We start from the raw sequence: 16,574 nt of genomic DNA on the forward strand, positions 1-16,574 counted from the left end.
TCAGTCGCCCGTCTCGTCCCCGGTGGCGACGGGCGCGGAGGCGGCCGCGTCGGACGCGCGCTCGGCCCTGCGGGTCGAGACCAGGCTCGCCACCGTGGCGATCGTCAGCGTGCCGAGGATCACCGTCAGCGAGAGCCAGATCGGGATCTCCGGCGCCCAGCCGACCGGCTCCCCGCCGTTGACGAACGGCAGCTCGTTGGTGTGCAGCGCCTCGAGCACGAGCTTGACGCCGATGAACGCGAGGATGAAGGAGAGACCCTCGGACAGGTAGACGAGACGCTGCAGGAGCCCGCCGAGGAGAAAGTACAGCTGGCGCAGGCCCAGCAGGGCGAACGCGTTCGTCGTGAACACGATGTACGGCTCCTTCGTCAGGCCGTAGATCGCGGGGATCGAGTCGAGCGCGAACAGGACGTCCGTCGACCCGATCGCGACCATCACGATGAGCATGGGCGTCACGAGCCGCTTGCCCCCCTCGACGACCGTCAGCCTGTCCCCGTGGTACTCCGGGCTCGACGGCAGGACGCGGCGCACGAGCCGGAGCAGCCGGTTCTCGTGGTACTCGGAGGGGGCCTCGCTGTCGTGGTCCTCGCGCGCGAGCTTCACCGCCGTGTAGATGAGGAATGCGCCGAAGAGGTAGAAGACCCACGAGAACTGCTCGATCGCCGCGGCGCCCGCCCAGATGAACAGCCCGCGGAGGAACAGCGCGATCGCGACGCCCACCAGCAGCACCTTCTGCTGGTAGATCCGCGGGACGGCGAACCTCGTCATGATGATGAGGAAGACGAAGAGGTTGTCGACCGACAGGCTCTTCTCCGTCACGTACCCGGCGAAGTACTCACCGCCGTGCGACGGCCCCCAGACGAGCAGCAGCCCGACGCCGAACACCAGCGCCAGCGCGATGTAGAACACCGACCAGAACGCCGACTCTCGGAAGGTCGGCTCGTGAGGCGTCCGCACGTGTGCGTAGAAGTCGAAGACCATGAGGCCCAGGACGCCGAGGACCGTGAGGCCCCAGACCCAGACAGGAACGGACACGCGACAACCTCCGGTACGTCGGTGGGTGCACCGGAGGTCTCCTCCACCCGGGTTCCGGGCCAGGGCACCGGACCGCCCTCGACGGCGATCGTGATGACGGCGCACCTGCGTCGGGAGTACTCCCCTCCGAGGTAAGGGTACGGCCTCGGCTCGACCGACCGCGCCCACGCACCCCCGACCAGGCCGGGACAGCACCCGGCGCCGGCACGCGCACGCGTGTCGGCGCCAGGCCCCTCACGGCCCCGGGGGCCGTCGGGGACGAGTCTCGGACTCAGCCCGCGAACGCCGGTGCGGCCACGACGGGAACGGCTGCGGAGGCGGCCGGAGCGACGACGACCGGAGCCGTCGTCGGCGGCGTCACCGGCTGGGTGGTCGGCGGCGTCGTCGGGGGCGGGGTCACGACCGGCGGGGTCGTGGGCGGCGGCGTGACGACCGGCGGGGTCGTGGGCGGCGGCGTCACCACCGGCGGGATGGTCGGCGGCGGGGTCGTGGGCGGCGGCGTGACGGGCACGACCGGCGCGCACTCAGGGACGGCGACGTACTGCGACAGCTCGCGGTGACGCGCCTCGACGATCGGGGGCCACTTGAGGACGCCGGTGTTGGTGCGGCGGTCGACGACGGTCGGCACCGCGTTGCGCTCCAGGCCGCGCGTCTTGTCCTCCTGAACGGCCCAGCCAGGACCGCACACGTCGGCGGGCAGGAGCGACGCGTCGATCGACGTCGCGAAGGACAGGCCGTCGCGCACCTGGATCAGCCTCTGCTCACCCGAGTTGTTCCACGAGGCGGGCGCGTTCGCGTCGACCTTCTTGTACACGTAGACCAGCGTGAGCTCGGTGGCGCGGTCGCGGTCGCCGTGCCCCGGGCGGGGCGGCCTGTCGCACGCGTCGGCGGCAGCTGGGAGGAGAGCGATGATCAGGCCCGCAGAGAGGGCCACAAGGGTCGAGCGACGGCGCGCGGTACGCATGTTCGAGAGTCCTCGGGCTGGGGGATATGGACGAGTTCGTCCCGAGGTGAACTATGCCCGATTTCGTCCCGTTTTCGCCAGACCCTCACCCGATCGGGCGTGTCGCTGTGGATTCTTGCGCGATCAAGATCGAGAATTCGCCTACCTGCGACGACGTTCGCCCGAGCGCTCCACCGATGGGCCGCCGCAGGGTGCGCACCGGCCTTTCCTCCGTCAGAGGCGGACACCCTGCGCCACGCCTCTCAGGCCGTGGCTGCGCGCACCTTCCGCAGCTCTCGCTTGAGGTCCGCGATCTCGTCCCGCAGCCTTGCGGCGAGCTCGAACTGGAGCTCTGCGGCGGCCGCATGCATCTGCTCGGTCAGCTCGTGGACGAGCTCGGCGAGGTCGCCCGCCGGGACGTCCGCCCGCCGGGCCGCGCCACCGCCGGCCGGCACGGGTGCCTGCGCACCGCGGGCGCCGCGCCCCGGCTGCCGGTAGCCACCCTTGAGGAGCTCGGCCGTGTCGAGGTCCTCGCGCGCCAGCATGTCCGTCACGTCTGCGATGCGCTTGCGCAGCGGCGTGGGGTCGATGCCGTTGCGCCGGTTGTAGTCGAGCTGCTTCTCGCGCCGTCGGTTCGTCTCGTCGATCGCCCGCGCCATCGAGGGCGTGATCACGTCGGCGTACATGTGGACCTGACCCGACACGTTGCGTGCCGCGCGGCCGATGGTCTGGATCAGCGACGTGTCGGAGCGCAGGAAGCCCTCCTTGTCGGCGTCGAGGATGCTGACCAGCGAGACCTCCGGGAGGTCGAGACCCTCGCGCAGCAGGTTGATGCCGACCAGGACGTCGACCGTGCCGAGCCGCAGCTCCCGGAGGAGCTCGACGCGGCGGAGCGTGTCGACCTCGGAGTGCAGGTACTGGACCTTCACGCCCTTCTCGAGCAGGTAGTCCGTCAGGTCCTCGGCCATCTTCTTGGTCAAGGTCGTCACCAGGACGCGCTCGCTCTTCTCGGTCCGCGTCCGGATCTCGTCGAGGAGGTCGTCGATCTGGCCGCGCGTCGGCTTCACCACGACCTCGGGGTCCACGAGGCCGGTCGGCCGGATGATCTGCTCCACGACCCCGTCGGACTGGGCGAGCTCGTAGGCGCCCGGCGTCGCAGAGAGGTAGACCGTCTGGCCGATCCGCTCGACGAACTCCTCCCAGCGCAGCGGGCGGTTGTCCATGGCCGACGGCAGCCGGAAGCCGTGCTCGACGAGAGACCGCTTGCGGGACATGTCCCCCTCGTACATCGCGCCGATCTGCGGCACGGTCACGTGCGACTCGTCGATGACGAGCAGGAAGTCCTCGGGGAAGTAGTCGAGCAGCGTGTTCGGCGGCGTGCCCGCCGCGCGCCCGTCGATGTGGCGCGAGTAGTTCTCGATCCCGGAGCAGGAGCCGACCTGGCGCATCATCTCCAGGTCGTAGGTCGTGCGCATCCGCAGGCGCTGCGCCTCGAGCAGCTTGTTCTGGGCCTCGAGCTCCGCGAGCCGCTCCTCCAGCTCGGCCTCGATCCCCGCCACTGCCCGCTCCATCCGCTCGGGTCCCGCGACGTAGTGCGAGGCCGGGAAGAGGAACGTCTGCTGCTCCGAACGCAGGACGTCGCCCGTGACGGGGTGGAGGGTCTGGATCGCCTCGACCTCGTCCCCGAAGAACTCGATGCGGACGGCCAGCTCCTCGTACACGGGAATGATCTCGACGGTGTCACCCCGCACCCGGAACGTGCCGCGCGTGAACGCCATGTCGTTGCGCGAGTACTGCATCGCGACGAACCGACGGAGCAGCTGGTCGCGCTCGATCTGGTCACCGACCGCGATCGGGACCATGCGGTCGACGTACTCCTGCGGCGTGCCAAGACCGTAGATGCACGACACCGAGGCGACCACCACGACGTCGCGCCTGGTCAGCAGCGAGTTCGTCGCCGAGTGCCGCAGGCGCTCCACCTCCTCGTTGATCGAGGAGTCCTTCTCGATGTAGGTGTCCGTCTGCGCGATGTACGCCTCGGGCTGGTAGTAGTCGTAGTACGAGACGAAGTACTCGACGGCGTTGTTCGGCAGCAGCTCGCGGAACTCGGTGGCGAGCTGCGCGGCAAGGGTCTTGTTCGGCGCCATGACCAGCGTCGGCCGCTGCAGCCGCTCGATGAGCCATGCCGTGGTCGCGGACTTCCCGGTGCCCGTCGCACCCAGCAGGACGACGTCCTTCTCCCCCGCCTGGATCCGGCGAGCCAGCTCGTCGATCGCCTGGGGCTGGTCGCCCGACGGGCGGTAGTCGGAGACGACCTCCAACGGGGTCATCCGGCGCTGCAGATCGGTCACGGGACGCACTCGTTCACGGTACGCCGCCCCTCCGACATGGCCGGCACTCGAGCACTCGCGCCGCCGTCCGGCACGCCACCCGCCGGGCTTGATGCTCCGAGCGGGTGAAGTTCTGTCCGGTCCGCCCCGTGTTGATGGTGACCAACGTTTCAGAATGTTTAACTACGTCTCACTTCGGGCGAAAGGTGAATCCCTCATGAGACGGACATTTGCCACGTCGGCAGGGCTTGCCGCGGCGGTCGTCCTGGCGAGTGCTCCCACGGCCCTCGCCGCCCCGGAGGACGACGCGGCCGAGATGTCCCAGACGATCGAGGTCGCCTGGCTCATGCCCGGGACGTTCCAGGGGTGGGCCACCTTCCCGCAGACATACCTGCCCGACGGCGTACCCCCGTGCGGTGACGGCGCCGTCCAGGTGGACCTGTACAAGTACGGGACGCAGGAGATGCGTGACCGCGTCCATGCACTCGTCGCGACGGGCGTCCTGCGGAGCCCCCAGGACGACTCCCGGTTCTCGATGGGCGTCTACCGGTTCGTCGAGCTGGAGCCCTGCGATCCCCTGGAGCCGGGTGACCCGCTCGACCCACGCGGTCCTGGTGACCCCGGTGATCCTGGTGACCCCGGCGACCCTGGTGACCCCGGTGACCCCGGTGATCCCGGCGACCCTGCCGCACCCACGTCACTCCCCCGGCCGCCGAAGGCGCTGCCGGCCAGGGCGTTCATGGCGGTGCCAACCTACGCAGGCTGACCGCCGCCCCTGAGGATCGTCAGCCTACGTCGGCGTCCCGTTTGACCCATCCTGCGCGGGCCTCGGGCGTATCGTGCGGCTGTGGCCAGGTCGTCCGCCGGCCGCTCGGCCGACCCCCCCTACCGCGGGCGCGACAGACGCGCCACGCCGTGCAGGTCAACGCCCGCCAGCGCGACGGATGCCTTCCGCGACGCGGCCGCCATGACGGCTGTGACCGGGTCCGCGTGCGCTGTCGCGATCGCGCTGCATGCGACCGTGCCAGCCGCGACGGGCGCCCTCACCCTCCTGCTCGCCAGCCTGGCCATCGCCTCGTGCGCGGTGATCGCCGAGCAGTCGTTCGTCCGGTGGCGCCTCGTCGGGGACGCCGTTGCGGCGCGGCTGTGCGTGGCCTTCACGGTGTACGGGACGGTCGTCGTCCCGCTCGCCGCCACCCCTGTCGACGGAGTAGGCGGGGCGCTCGGTCAGCTCATCGGCACGATCGGCGCGACCGCCGCCCTCGTCAGCATCCTGCGCTGTCCCGACGTCGTCAGCCGGTCCCGCCTGGGGGTCCCGGCGGCCGCCGTCGGGGTCTGCGCGGCAGCGGCGGCGGTCCTCGTCGGAGCCCATCCCGGGGTCGCGTCGGCCCTGACCGTGTGGACGGTCGCCGGTCAGTCATGGCTCGAGGTCGCGGGAGCGCTCACCGTCGTCGTCGGAGCCGGCGTGGCAGCCGCGTCGGGCCTGCGCCTCAAGCGCCGGAGCCTGACCTGCACCGCGTCCGCCCTCACGTTCCTCGTCGTCGCACCGGCCGTCGCCTCCACAGGCCCCACGCCACCGGCCGCCCACCTCCTCACGGCGGCCGTCCAGGCCGGGGCACTCGCGCTGATCCTCCCCGTCACGATCGCCGACTCGCGCCTGGCCCTCCGCGCCGTCGGCCGCGCCAACTCGTCCCTCCGGGAGCGCTGGCGCGACGCCGTCGAGTCGCTCGACGGCCTCACGCGGGAACAGGCCGAACGGAGCCACGAGCTGAGGTCGGCGCTGCTCGCCCTCGAGGGCGCGAGCGAGGTCCTGCGGCGCCACGTCGCGCACCGTGGAGAGCCCGACGACGCCGCCCTGGCAGCCGCGCTCGGCTCCGAGCTCGCCCGACTGCGTTCCCTCGTCGCACAGCTGCCGCTGGCGACCCACCAGGGTTTCGGCGTCCGAGCCGCGTTGCTTCCCGTCGTGCTCGCCCACCGCGCGTGCGGGCAGTTGATCGACCTCGACGTCTCCGCCGACGTCCAGGCGGCTGGACGGCCACAAGCCCTCGCCGAGGCGGTCGGCAACCTCCTGACGAACGCAGCCGACCACGCGCCCGGTTCGCGCGTGACCATCGGGGCCCATGTCGACGCGACGGTTCGGGTGATCGTGACCGACGACGGCCCGGGGCTCGACCCAGCGATCCTCACGGATCCGCCCCACACGAGCGACGGCGCCAGACCGCTCCGCGGCCTCGGTCTCCCCGTCGCGGCCCGCCTGATCCGCGCCGACGGCGGGGACCTCACGATCCTGCGGCCCCAGGGCTCAGCGGGCGCCGCCATCATGATCGACCTGCCGCGGGCCACGCGGCTGACCGATGGGCGTGGTGAGCTGTGGTCGGCGACAGCGTCCTGATCGTCGAGGACCACCAGCTCCTCGCCCAAGCCGTCGCGGCCGCACTCGTCGACGAGGGTCTCCAGCCCCGGCTGGTCGACCCGGCTGAGCTCGACGAGGTCATCCCGACCGTCGAACGAGGCACGCTGGTGCTCCTGGACCTCCGGCTCGGTCACGGACGGGACGGGACGCGCGCCGTCGCTCCGCTCACGCAGCGCGGCGCACGGGTCGTGGTCGTGACCGGGACCACCGACCCCGTCCCTCTCGCCCATGCCCTCGAGTCAGGTGCGCTGGCGATCGTCGACAAGCACCAGCCGTTCACCGACCTGGTCAGCGCCATCGTCACGATCCGGTCCGGCGAGGGGCCCGTGCAGGACGAGCGACGCGCGGCGATCCTGGCCGCAGCCGCCCGACGCAGGGCCGAGCAGGCCTCGGCGACCGCGCTGCTCGGCAGGCTCTCGAGCCGCGAGCAGGACGTCCTCGACCACCTCTGCCAGGGCCTGAGTGCCCAGGAGATCGCCCAGGACGCCGGGGTGTCGCTGACGACGGTGCGGGCGCAGATCCGGTCCGTGCTCGTCAAGCTCGGCGTACGTAGCCAGCTGCAGGCCGTGGCTCGCGCGCACGACCTGCGGCGGCAGGCAGGCGACCAGTACCCGCAGAGCCCTCGCCCGACCACGAGGGCAGGGCGTGGCCGGAGCGCCGCCGGGCACTGACCAGATCGTCAATTCTGACGATGCCCCCGCGCAGGTGCCGGGCCAGCCTGGTCTGTGCAACCAGGGGGGGTGCACATGAAGACGCGCGACGCCCTTGCGATCGGGGCACTGGCGACGGTCGCGGCCACAGTCGCCACGGTCACGCCGGAGCCCACGCTCGGGGCGCTGAACGACGTCGAGACGTTCCAGATCGGTGTGGTCGCGTGGCGACCCGCCCCTGCCGACACCACCACGGGGCCGCAGACGGCGGAGCCCGCACAGGACCCCTTCTCGCCGCTGGAGCCACCGGCCGCTGCCGGTCCTCCGACGGACGAAGGGGCCGATCCCGGATCGGCACCGGATGCGGTGCCGGACGGCCAGCAGGACGGCTCGGGGCAGAGCACGCCTCCTGATCCGGCGACGGACCAGGAAACGGCGAGCCCGGGCTCCGAGCCGGCGGCGGTGCCCAGCTCGGACACCACCGCCAGCCCAGCGGAGGAAGCACCCTCCGCCACGGGCACGGAAGGGGCGGGCACCAATGACGGTGCCACGTCCGCCAGCCCGGACCCCACCTCGGACGGGTGAGGGTTCCACCTTCCCACAAGGGGGAATCACTGTGAAGAAGACGCTTCTCCTGTCGGCGGTCTCCGTCGCCGGCGCGGCCGCCCTGGTCGGCAGCATGACCTTCGCGGCGTTCAACGACTACGAGGATGTTGCCGGACCGAGGGTGGCCGCGGGCACCATCGAGCTCGACCAGTGGGGCACCCAGATGCCGTTCCCCGTCACCGTGTCCAACATGGCCCCGGGCGACGTCGTCGACATCCCGGTCGTGCTCGAGAACGAGGGCACGCTCCCCGGCCACCTGTACGGCAAGGTCGACTCGCTCGTCGGGACCGAGGACGGCTGCGACGTGCGTGACCTGGACGGCTTCCAGATCTTCGACCCGGCCCGCGTCGAGCGAGCCACGGGCGACGACTGCGACAACCTCTGGAGCCCCGGTGACCTGATGGAGTACCTGACGATCGAGCTGCTCGTCCCTGGCGGCGACCCGATCGACCTCGCGAACGCCGGTCCGGATGACTTCCTCGTGGCCCCGATGGCCGCGCACGCCATCCAGCACTACACCGTCCGCGTGACCTTCGAGAACACGCCGCTGGTCGGCGACGACGTCTACACCATCGACCCGCAGAACAAGGCACAGGGCGACGGCGCGACGATCAACCTCAAGTTCGCCCTCGTGGCGGACGCCGCGTGATCTGACGCCGTACGTCTCAGTGGGACGTTCGATCGCACGACCGGGTCGCCCGGGTGCTCCGGCATCCGGGCGACCCGCCATCCCGTGAGGAGCAGGTGCATGGTGCGCTTCGTCCGCCGGGCCGGCGCGACCGTCGTCACGGTCCTGCTGGTGACCGCGCTCGCCGGCCTCGCATGCCTCTTCTGGCTGGTGCGGCACGACGGGTGGCTCGTCCAGACGGTCGCCACCGGCTCGATGGAGCCGACCGTCCCCACCGGGAGCGTGATCGTCTCCCGCCCCGTGGATCCCGGGGACATCGAGGTCGGCGACGTCATCGTCTTCCGCTCGCCGTCCGGCGCCACGGTGTCCGCCGGCGCGGACGGCGTCTTCGAGGCGACCGAGGCCATGCTGATCACGCACCGCGTCGTCGCCGTGCGTGGCTCCGGGCCGGATCTCTCCTTCCGGACGAAGGGCGACGGGAACGCGAACGAGGACCCGTGGAGCGTCGGCGCCGACCTCGTGCGCGCCCGCTACGTCGCCCACGTGCCGAGGATCGGCGCCCTGCTCGCCTCGCCCGACACGCGGCGCTGGCTCTTCCTCGGCGTGGCTGCGATCGGGTGCGTCGTGATCGTCACCGAGGGCCGCAGCGTCGCGCGCGAGCTCCGCTCGCGTCGCGAGCATCCCGAGGCGGCACCCGGTGACGAGACGGTGCCTGCGACCACGTCACCCACGGACGAGTGACGTCGAGGGCGCGAACCCGGTGCGTGCTCACGTTGCCGCGCACGTGCTCAGGATCGCGGCGAGCCCGGTGGCGGCGACGTCCGCGGGCATGCCACCACCGGGAGCCGGCACCTGTGCCGGCGTGCGTGGCACGTGCACGAACCCGTGCGGCAGACCCGTGCCGACCAGTGCGCGCGCCAGGGCGTAGAAGACGGCGTTGCACACGAACGTGCCGGCCGAGCTCGACACCTCGACGTCGACCCCGGCACGCGCGACGGCGTCGACGCAGGCCCTCAGCGGGAGGCCGGTGGGCAGCGCGAGCGATTCGCCCGGGACGAGGGTCTCGTCGACGGGTTGCGCCCCGTCGTTGTCCGGGATCCGTGCGTCGGCGACGTTGAGCGCCACGCGCTCGACACTCAGGGCAGCGCGCCCGCCGGCCTCCCCCGTGCACAGCACGACCTCGGGACGTAGGCGCTCGACGGCGGCCAGCAGCGTCACCGGAGCCCGGGCGTAGGAGACCGGCAGGCAGAGCGTCTCGAGACCGCCACCGCGCCAGTCCCGCGCCAGCGCCTGCACCGCGAGCCAGGACGCGTTCACCGGCTGGCCGTCGAACGGCTCGAAGCCCGTGACGAGGAGGCTCACGTGGCCGGGCCCGGGGCGGGGGCCGGAGCCCCGGCACGAGTCCACCGCTCCCACATCGCGTCCACCTGGACCTCCAGCTCGGCGACCGCGCCCGAGCCGTCGAGAACCACGTCGGCCGCCTCGAGGCGCGCCTCGTCGTCGGCCTGTGCGGCAAGGCGGGACCAGGCGTCCGACGGCGTCAGCCCGCGTCCCGCGACGAGCCGCTGCACCCGGAGCTCGGCCGGTGCGTCCACCACGACCAGGACGTCGAAGTGGCCGGCCTGACCGGTCTCCACCAGGAGCGGGATGTCGTGCACGACGACGCGGTGCCCCGAGGCGACGGCCGCGGCCTCGGCCTCGCGCGCAGCCGCCCGGACCAGCGGGTGGACGATGCCGTTGAGCTGCGCCAGGGCGGCCGCGTCGCCGAACACCCGCGCCCCCAGGGCCTGCCGGTCGAGCTGACCGAGGGGTGTCAGGACGTCCCCGAAGGCCTCGACCACAGCGGCCAGGCCCGGCGTCCCGACGTCGACCACCGACCTCGCGAGCACGTCGTGGTCGACGACGGCCGCGCCCAGCTGGCCGAGGCGCCGTGCCACGACCGACTTGCCGGCGGCGATCCCGCCGGTCAGGCCGATCCGGAGCACTCCAGGCCCGAGCGTCGGGCCGTCCTCGTGCACTGGCACGTCACGAGCGTATCCCCGCCGCTCCCCCACCGGGAGGGCACGGGAGGCGGCGGCCGCGCATGCAGGAAGGGCCGGTCCCGACGGGACCGGCCCTTCCTGTTGGCTCTCGACGCCTCGGCGCGGTGCGCCGCTCGCGTCAGTTGCCGGTGAGCTTCTCGCGGAGCGCGGCGAGCGCCTCGTCCGACGCGAGCGTCCCCGTGGCCTCGGTCTCGCCCGAGGAGGAGTAGCTCGCCGGAGCGGCGTCGTCAGCAGCACCCGAGACGGCCTCCGCGTCGGCGCGCTGCGCCTCGGCGACCTGCTTCTTGTGGGCCTCCCAGCGCTCGTGGGCGGCCGCGTACTGGGCCTCCCACGCCTCGCGCTGGGCCTCGTAGCCGGGCAGCCACTCGTTCGTCTCCGGGTCGAAGCCCTCGGGGTACTTGTAGTTGCCCTTCTCGTCGTACTCGGCGGCCATGCCGTAGAGAGCCGGGTCGAAGTCCTCGCTGCCCGGGTCCACGCCCTCGTTCGCCTGCTTCAGCGACAGCGAGATGCGACGACGCTCGAGGTCGATGTCGATGACCTTGACGAAGGTCTCGTCGCCGACGTTGACGACCTGCTCGGGCAGCTCGACGTGACGCTGGGCCAGCTCGGAGATGTGCACGAGGCCCTCGATGCCGTCCTCGACGCGCACGAACGCGCCGAACGGGACGAGCTTGGTGACCTTGCCGGGCACGACCTGGCCGATGGCGTGCGTCCGGGCGAACGCCTGCCACGGGTCCTCCTGCGTCGCCTTCAGCGACAGCGAGACCCGCTCGCGGTCGAAGTCGACGTCGAGCACCTCGACGGTGACCTCCTGGCCCACCTCGACGACCTCGGACGGGTGGTCGATGTGCTTCCAGGACAGCTCGGAGACGTGCACGAGACCGTCGACGCCGCCGAGGTCCACGAACGCACCGAAGTTGACGATCGAGGAGACGACACCCGGGCGGACCTGGCCCTTCTGCAGCGTCTGCAGGAAGGTCGAGCGCACCTCGGACTGCGTCTGCTCGAGCCAGGCGCGGCGCGACAGCACGACGTTGTTGCGGTTCTTGTCGAGCTCGATGATCTTCGCCTCGATCTCCTTGCCGACGTACGGCTGGAGGTCGCGGACGCGACGCATCTCGACGAGGGACGCGGGCAGGAAGCCGCGCAGACCGATGTCCAGGATGAGGCCACCCTTGACGACCTCGATGACGGTGCCGGTGACGACGCCGTCCTCCTCCTTGATCCGCTCGATCGTGCCCCAGGCGCGCTCGTACTGGGCGCGCTTCTTGGACAGGATCAGCCGGCCCTCCTTGTCCTCCTTCTGGAGGACCAGAGCCTCGACCGCGTCACCGACCTTGACGACGTCGTCGGGGTCGATGTCGTGCTTGATCGAGAGCTCGCGCGAGGGGATGACGCCCTCGGTCTTGTAGCCGATGTCGAGCAGGACCTCGTCGCGGTCGACCTTGACGACGGTGCCCTCGACGATGTCGCCGTCGTTGAAGTACTTGATGGTCGCGTCGATGGCGGCGAGGAGGTCCTCGCTCGTGCCGATGTCGTTGATCGCGACCTGCGGCGGGGCCGGCCGGGTGGTGGAGATGGTCATTGAGTCTTGGGCTCCGATGCGGACAGGAAGTAGTGCGGACAGGGTTGTCGTGCGGCTTGGTGCAGCGTCGTGAGGCATGGACCCAGGACGGACCCGACCGGCACGCGCCCCGAGAACGGGGTGGCCCGAATCAGGACGTGCGACACCGCGGACAATCCTAGGTGCCTGCGCAAGGGCGGGTCAAAGCGCCCGCACCAGCAAGACCTCGTCAGGCCAGCACCTTCGCCGCGCGCAGCAGGTCCGCCGGGACCGTCTTCACCTTGCCCGCGATCTCCTCGAGCGGCACCAGGACCACCCGCTCGCCGTGCAGCGCGGTCATCACGTCCGTGCGGCCCTCCTGCAGGGCGTCCACGGCCGCCACACCGAAGCGGCTCCCGAGGATGCGGTCGGTCGGCGTGGGCGACCCGCCGCGCTGCACGTGCCCCAGGATCGTCACGCGGGTGTCGAACCCGGTCCGGGACGCGATCTCAGCAGCCACCCGTTCGCTCGCGGAGCCCGCGACGATCTGCCCCTGCGGCCCGAGCTCTGCGGCCGCGCCCAGCGCGGTCCCCTCGCGCCCCACGGCGCCCTCCGCGACCACGACGATCGAGAACGACGCGTGCGCACGGTGCCGGTGCGCGATCGTCTTGACCACCTGCTCGATGTCGAACGGCTCCTCCGGGGCCAGGACGATCTCCGCGCCGCCCGCGATCCCGGCGTTCACCGCGATCCAGCCCGCGTGGCGACCCATCACCTCGACGACCATCACCCGGTTGTGGCTCTCAGCCGTGGTGTGCAGACGGTCGATCGCCTCGGTCGCGACGTTCACGGCCGTGTGGAAGCCCACGGACAGGTCGGTGCCCTCGACGTCGTTGTCGATCGTCTTGGGGATGCCGACGACCTTCACGCCTGTCTCGGCCACCTTGCTCGCCGCGTGCAGGGTGCCGTCGCCGCCCACGCAGATGACGGCGTCGATGCGCTCGGCCTCGAGCGTCGCGACGACCGCCTCGAGGCCGCCCTCGTTGCGGTGCGGATGGTAGCGGTCGGTGCCGAGCAGGGTCCCGCCCACGGGCAGGACGTTGCGGATGTCCTGTCGACCGAGCTGGACCACGTTGCCGTCGACCACGCCCCGCCACCCGCCTCGGAACCCCACGATCGTGTGCCCGTAGGTGCCCATGGCGTGCTTGACGACCGCGCGGATCACCGCGTTGAGCCCCGGGACGTCCCCGCCACCCGTGAGCAGTCCGATCCGCACGTGCGCCTCCTCGTGGTCCTCCGCGCGTCGGGCCGTGCCCGGTCGCCGTCCAGCGCCCCACCCTAGCCAGCGCCGGCGCGCACGCTCCCGGCCCTGCGTCCTGCCAGGATGACCACCGAGGGAGGGACCATGACGCAACGATCCCCGGGCGGGCCCGGGCCGGACCAGACGCCCGCCCCGACGCCGTCGGCCGCCTTCGCGGGCTTCGCCGAGGAGGGGGTCGACACCCGACGCGCGGGCCGCCTCTGGTGGGACCAGAACGCCGCGGACTACGTCGCGGAGCACGGCTCGTTCCTCGGGGCCGACGACTTCTGCTGGTGCCCGGAAGGCCTCCGCGAGTCCGAGGCTCGCCTGCTGGGCGACGTCGCCGGGCGCCGCGTCCTGGAGATCGGCGCCGGCGCCGCCCAGTGCTCGCGCTGGCTCGTCGCGCAGGGCGCCCGCTCCGTGGCGACGGACGTGTCCGGCGGGATGCTCGCGCAGAGCCTCGTCCTCGACGCTCACCTCGGCACGACGACGCCCGTCGTGCAGGCCGATGCGCGGGCACTGCCGTTCGCGGACGACAGCTTCGACGTCGCCTTCACGGCGTTCGGCGCGATCCCGTTCGTCGCCGACGCCGACCAGGTGCACCGCGAGGCGGCCCGGGTGCTGCGCCCGGGCGGGCGCTGGGTCTTCTCCGTGACGCACCCGGTGCGCTGGGCGTTCCCCGACGACCCGACGACGCGCGGGCTGACCGCGATCAGGCCGTACTTCGACAGGCGCCCGTACGTCGAGACCGACGACGCCGGCATCGTCACCTACGCCGAGCACCACCGCACGCTCGGTGACCACGTCGGTGAGCTCGTCGCGGCCGGGTTCCGCCTCGAACGGCTCCTCGAACCCACGTGGCCGCCCGGGCACGACCGCGTCTGGGGCGGCTGGGGTCCGGTGCGGGGCGCCGTCCTGCCCGGTACGGCGATCTTCGTCTGCACCCTCTGACCCCGGCGGCGCGACGAGCGGGACACGACCGCCCGTCGCACCGCCGGTGGGTCCGTCAGTGGACCGTGGCCTTCTCGGAGCCTGCCCCCGTGAGCGAGCGGACCTCCATCTGGGCGAACCGCTCGAGGTCGGGCGTCTCCCGGCTGAGGACCGTGCCGAGAGCGCCGAGCAGGAAGCCCAGCGGGATGGACACGATGCCCGGGTTCGACAACGGGAAGACGGCGAAGTCGACGGCGGTGTCGCGGATCATGGACAGGCTGTCCCCCGTCACCGGGTCGACCTTACCCGACACCACGGGCGAGAAGACGATCAGCACGATCGCGGAGACCAGACCGCCGTACATGCTCCACAGCGCGCCCGAGGTGTTGAAGCGGCGCCAGAAGAGCGAGTAGATGATCGTCGGCAGGTTCGCGCTGGCAGCGACGGCGAACGCCAACGCCACCAGGAACGCGATGTTCTGGCCGTTCGCGAAGATGCCGCCCGCGATGGCGAGTAGGCCGATGCCGACCACCGTGATGCGCGCGACGCGCACCTCGCCGTCGGGGTTCACGTGGCCGTGCTTGATGACGTTGGCGTAGATGTCGTGCGCGAACGACGCCGCGGCGGTGATCGTCAGGCCGGCGACCACCGCGAGGATCGTCGCGAACGCGACCGCCGAGATGAACCCGAGGAGCACGACCCCGCCCAGCTCGTACGCGAGGAGCGGCGCGGCGCTGTTCGCGCCGCCCGGCGCCGAGCGGATCGTCTCCGGCCCCACCAGGGCACCTGCGCCGTATCCGAGCACCAGCGTGATCAGGTAGAAGATGCCGATCAGCCAGATCGCCCAGACGACGGACCGACGCGCCTCCTGGCCCGTGGGCACCGTGTAGAAGCGCATCAGCACGTGCGGCAGGCCCGCCGTCCCGAGCACCAGCGCCAGCGCGAGCGAGATGAAGTCGAGCTGCGTGAGCGCCGACACCCCGTACTGCTTGCCGGGCTCGATGAGCGCCTCGCCGCCCTCGCCGCCCGCCGCGACCGCGCCCGCGAGCAGGTCCGAGAGGTTGAACCCGAACTGGGCCAGGACCCACAGCGCCATCACGGCGGACCCTGCGATGAGCAGGATCGCCTTGATGATCTGCACCCACGTGGTGCCCTTCATGCCCCCGACGAGCACGTACAGGATCATCAGGGCGCCGACCACGGCGATCACGAGTCCCTGTCCAGCCGTGCTCGTCACGCCGAGGAGCAGGGCCACGAGCCCGCCCGCCCCGGCCATCTGCGCGAGCAGGTAGAAGAACACGACGGCGAGCGTCGAGATCGCCGCAGCCATGCGCACCGGCCGCTGACGCAGCCGGAACGAGAGCACGTCCGCCATCGTGAACCGGCCGGTGTTGCGCAGGAGCTCGGCGACCAGGAGGAGTGCGACGAGCCACGCGACGAGGAAGCCGATCGAGTACAGGAAGCCGTCGTACCCGTTCAGGGCGATCGCCCCGGCGATGCCGAGGAAGCTCGCCGCGGAGAGGTAGTCGCCTGCGATGGCGGTCCCGTTCTGCGGCCCGGTGAAGGAGCGGCCGGCGGCGTAGTAGTCGGCCGCCGTCTTGTTGTTCCTCGACGCCCGGAACACGATCACCAGGGTGACCAGCACGAAGGCCACGAAGATGCCGATGTTCACGGCCGGGCTGCCGACCTGCTCGCTCGTCGCGGCAGTCGCCAGCGGCAGACCCGCTGCGACAGCGGCCGCCGTCATCGGACCTCGCCCTTCTCGATGTGCTCGCGCAGGCGCTCCGCCACGGCGTCCTGCCGCCGGTTCGCCCACCGGGCGTAGATCATCGTGATGGCGAAGGTCGTGACGAACTGGCCGAGCCCGAAGAGCAGGCCGACGGTGATGGTGCCCGTCACCCGGATGCTCATGAAGTCGTGGGCGTAGGCGGCCAGCAGTGCGTACAGGAAGTACCAGGTCAGGAAGAACGCCGTCATCGGGAAGACGAACCGACGGAACCTCGACCGCAGCTCCTGGAACTCCTGCGAGCGTTGGACACGCTGGTAGTCGGTCTCGGTCTCCGCCGTGTGCAGTGCTTCGGACATGCTGCCCCCAGCATCGTCGGTGGTGGCCTCGTCGCCACCGGACGAGGCAGTGTGACCGAGATCACGCAC

The 16,574-nt window shown here is 71.5% G+C and carries 16 protein-coding genes; 7 read left to right on the plus strand and 9 right to left on the minus strand.

Features of this window, described 5'->3' with window-relative positions:
* The 3 genes from AFE02nite_RS03870 to uvrB all read right to left on the minus strand — a co-directional run bounded on the left by AFE02nite_RS03870 (nucleotide 1) and on the right by uvrB (nucleotide 4,338).
* Entirely contained in the window at nucleotides 1–1,035 is a 1,035-nt protein-coding gene (locus tag AFE02nite_RS03870) for a TerC family protein (RefSeq protein WP_034244545.1), read from the minus strand.
* Nucleotides 1,036–1,306: 271 nt separating this feature from the next.
* The gene (locus AFE02nite_RS03875; RefSeq protein ID WP_146819100.1) at nucleotides 1,307–1,999 is read right to left on the minus strand and encodes a hypothetical protein; all 693 of its coding nucleotides are present in this window, start codon (nucleotides 1,997–1,999) and stop codon (nucleotides 1,307–1,309) included.
* Nucleotides 2,000–2,241: 242 nt separating this feature from the next.
* Nucleotides 2,242–4,338 (minus strand): excinuclease ABC subunit UvrB, encoded by a 2,097-nt coding sequence (gene uvrB, locus AFE02nite_RS03880; RefSeq protein ID WP_034244540.1) that lies wholly within the window; start codon nucleotides 4,336–4,338, stop codon nucleotides 2,242–2,244.
* Between the two features lie 187 nt (nucleotides 4,339–4,525).
* Here uvrB and AFE02nite_RS17575 point away from each other — a divergent pair, with 187 nt between their 5' ends.
* From AFE02nite_RS17575 to AFE02nite_RS03905, 6 genes are all read left to right on the plus strand, one after another.
* Entirely contained in the window at nucleotides 4,526–5,074 is a 549-nt protein-coding gene (locus AFE02nite_RS17575) for a hypothetical protein (RefSeq protein WP_052113527.1), read from the plus strand.
* A gap of 255 nt (nucleotides 5,075–5,329) precedes the next feature.
* The gene (locus tag AFE02nite_RS03890; protein ID WP_146819101.1) at nucleotides 5,330–6,700 is read left to right on the plus strand and encodes a sensor histidine kinase; all 1,371 of its coding nucleotides are present in this window, start codon (nucleotides 5,330–5,332) and stop codon (nucleotides 6,698–6,700) included.
* Entirely contained in the window at nucleotides 6,679–7,392 is a 714-nt protein-coding gene (locus tag AFE02nite_RS03895) for a response regulator transcription factor (protein ID WP_034244533.1), read from the plus strand. The genes AFE02nite_RS03890 and AFE02nite_RS03895 overlap by 22 nt, the downstream gene beginning before the upstream one ends.
* A gap of 75 nt (nucleotides 7,393–7,467) precedes the next feature.
* Nucleotides 7,468–7,956: a hypothetical protein gene (locus AFE02nite_RS17280; RefSeq protein ID WP_186814456.1), complete on the plus strand. Its 489-nt coding sequence runs from the start codon at nucleotides 7,468–7,470 to the stop codon at nucleotides 7,954–7,956.
* A 31-nt stretch (nucleotides 7,957–7,987) separates the two neighbouring features.
* Complete coding sequence (locus AFE02nite_RS03900; RefSeq protein WP_052113526.1) at nucleotides 7,988–8,626, plus strand: TasA family protein; 639 nt, start codon at nucleotides 7,988–7,990, stop codon at nucleotides 8,624–8,626.
* Between the two features lie 99 nt (nucleotides 8,627–8,725).
* A complete protein-coding gene (locus AFE02nite_RS03905) occupies nucleotides 8,726–9,346 on the plus strand; it encodes a signal peptidase I (RefSeq protein WP_052113525.1) in 621 nt (206 codons plus the stop codon).
* A 27-nt stretch (nucleotides 9,347–9,373) separates the two neighbouring features.
* On the opposite strand, the gene AFE02nite_RS03910 is transcribed toward AFE02nite_RS03905, so the two are convergent.
* From AFE02nite_RS03910 to AFE02nite_RS03925, 4 genes are all read right to left on the minus strand, one after another.
* Nucleotides 9,374–9,967 (minus strand): pyroglutamyl-peptidase I family protein, encoded by a 594-nt coding sequence (locus tag AFE02nite_RS03910; RefSeq protein ID WP_052113531.1) that lies wholly within the window; start codon nucleotides 9,965–9,967, stop codon nucleotides 9,374–9,376.
* Entirely contained in the window at nucleotides 9,964–10,590 is a 627-nt protein-coding gene (gene coaE, locus AFE02nite_RS03915; RefSeq protein WP_052113524.1) for a dephospho-CoA kinase, read from the minus strand. Before coaE ends, AFE02nite_RS03910 begins: the two co-directional genes overlap by 4 nt.
* Nucleotides 10,591–10,765: 175 nt before the next feature.
* Nucleotides 10,766–12,232, minus strand: a complete 1,467-nt coding sequence (gene rpsA / locus AFE02nite_RS03920; protein ID WP_034244529.1) for a 30S ribosomal protein S1 — start codon at nucleotides 12,230–12,232, stop codon at nucleotides 10,766–10,768.
* A 208-nt stretch (nucleotides 12,233–12,440) separates the two neighbouring features.
* A complete protein-coding gene (locus AFE02nite_RS03925) occupies nucleotides 12,441–13,466 on the minus strand; it encodes a 6-phosphofructokinase (protein WP_034244528.1) in 1,026 nt (341 codons plus the stop codon).
* A 129-nt stretch (nucleotides 13,467–13,595) separates the two neighbouring features.
* Here AFE02nite_RS03925 and AFE02nite_RS03930 point away from each other — a divergent pair, with 129 nt between their 5' ends.
* Nucleotides 13,596–14,441, plus strand: coding sequence for a class I SAM-dependent methyltransferase (locus AFE02nite_RS03930; RefSeq protein WP_034244526.1), 846 nt, complete (start codon nucleotides 13,596–13,598; stop codon nucleotides 14,439–14,441).
* A 55-nt stretch (nucleotides 14,442–14,496) separates the two neighbouring features.
* On the opposite strand, the gene AFE02nite_RS03935 is transcribed toward AFE02nite_RS03930, so the two are convergent.
* Both AFE02nite_RS03935 and AFE02nite_RS03940 read right to left on the minus strand, forming a co-directional pair.
* Nucleotides 14,497–16,167: a solute symporter family protein gene (locus AFE02nite_RS03935; protein ID WP_034244523.1), complete on the minus strand. Its 1,671-nt coding sequence runs from the start codon at nucleotides 16,165–16,167 to the stop codon at nucleotides 14,497–14,499.
* Nucleotides 16,164–16,505: a DUF485 domain-containing protein gene (locus AFE02nite_RS03940; protein ID WP_034244520.1), complete on the minus strand. Its 342-nt coding sequence runs from the start codon at nucleotides 16,503–16,505 to the stop codon at nucleotides 16,164–16,166. The genes AFE02nite_RS03935 and AFE02nite_RS03940 overlap by 4 nt, the downstream gene beginning before the upstream one ends.
* Nucleotides 16,506–16,574: the final 69 nt, after the last annotated feature.

The organism is Actinotalea fermentans, from assembly GCF_007991475.1.
GTDB classification, from domain to species: Bacteria; Actinomycetota; Actinomycetes; order Actinomycetales; family Cellulomonadaceae; genus Actinotalea; species Actinotalea fermentans.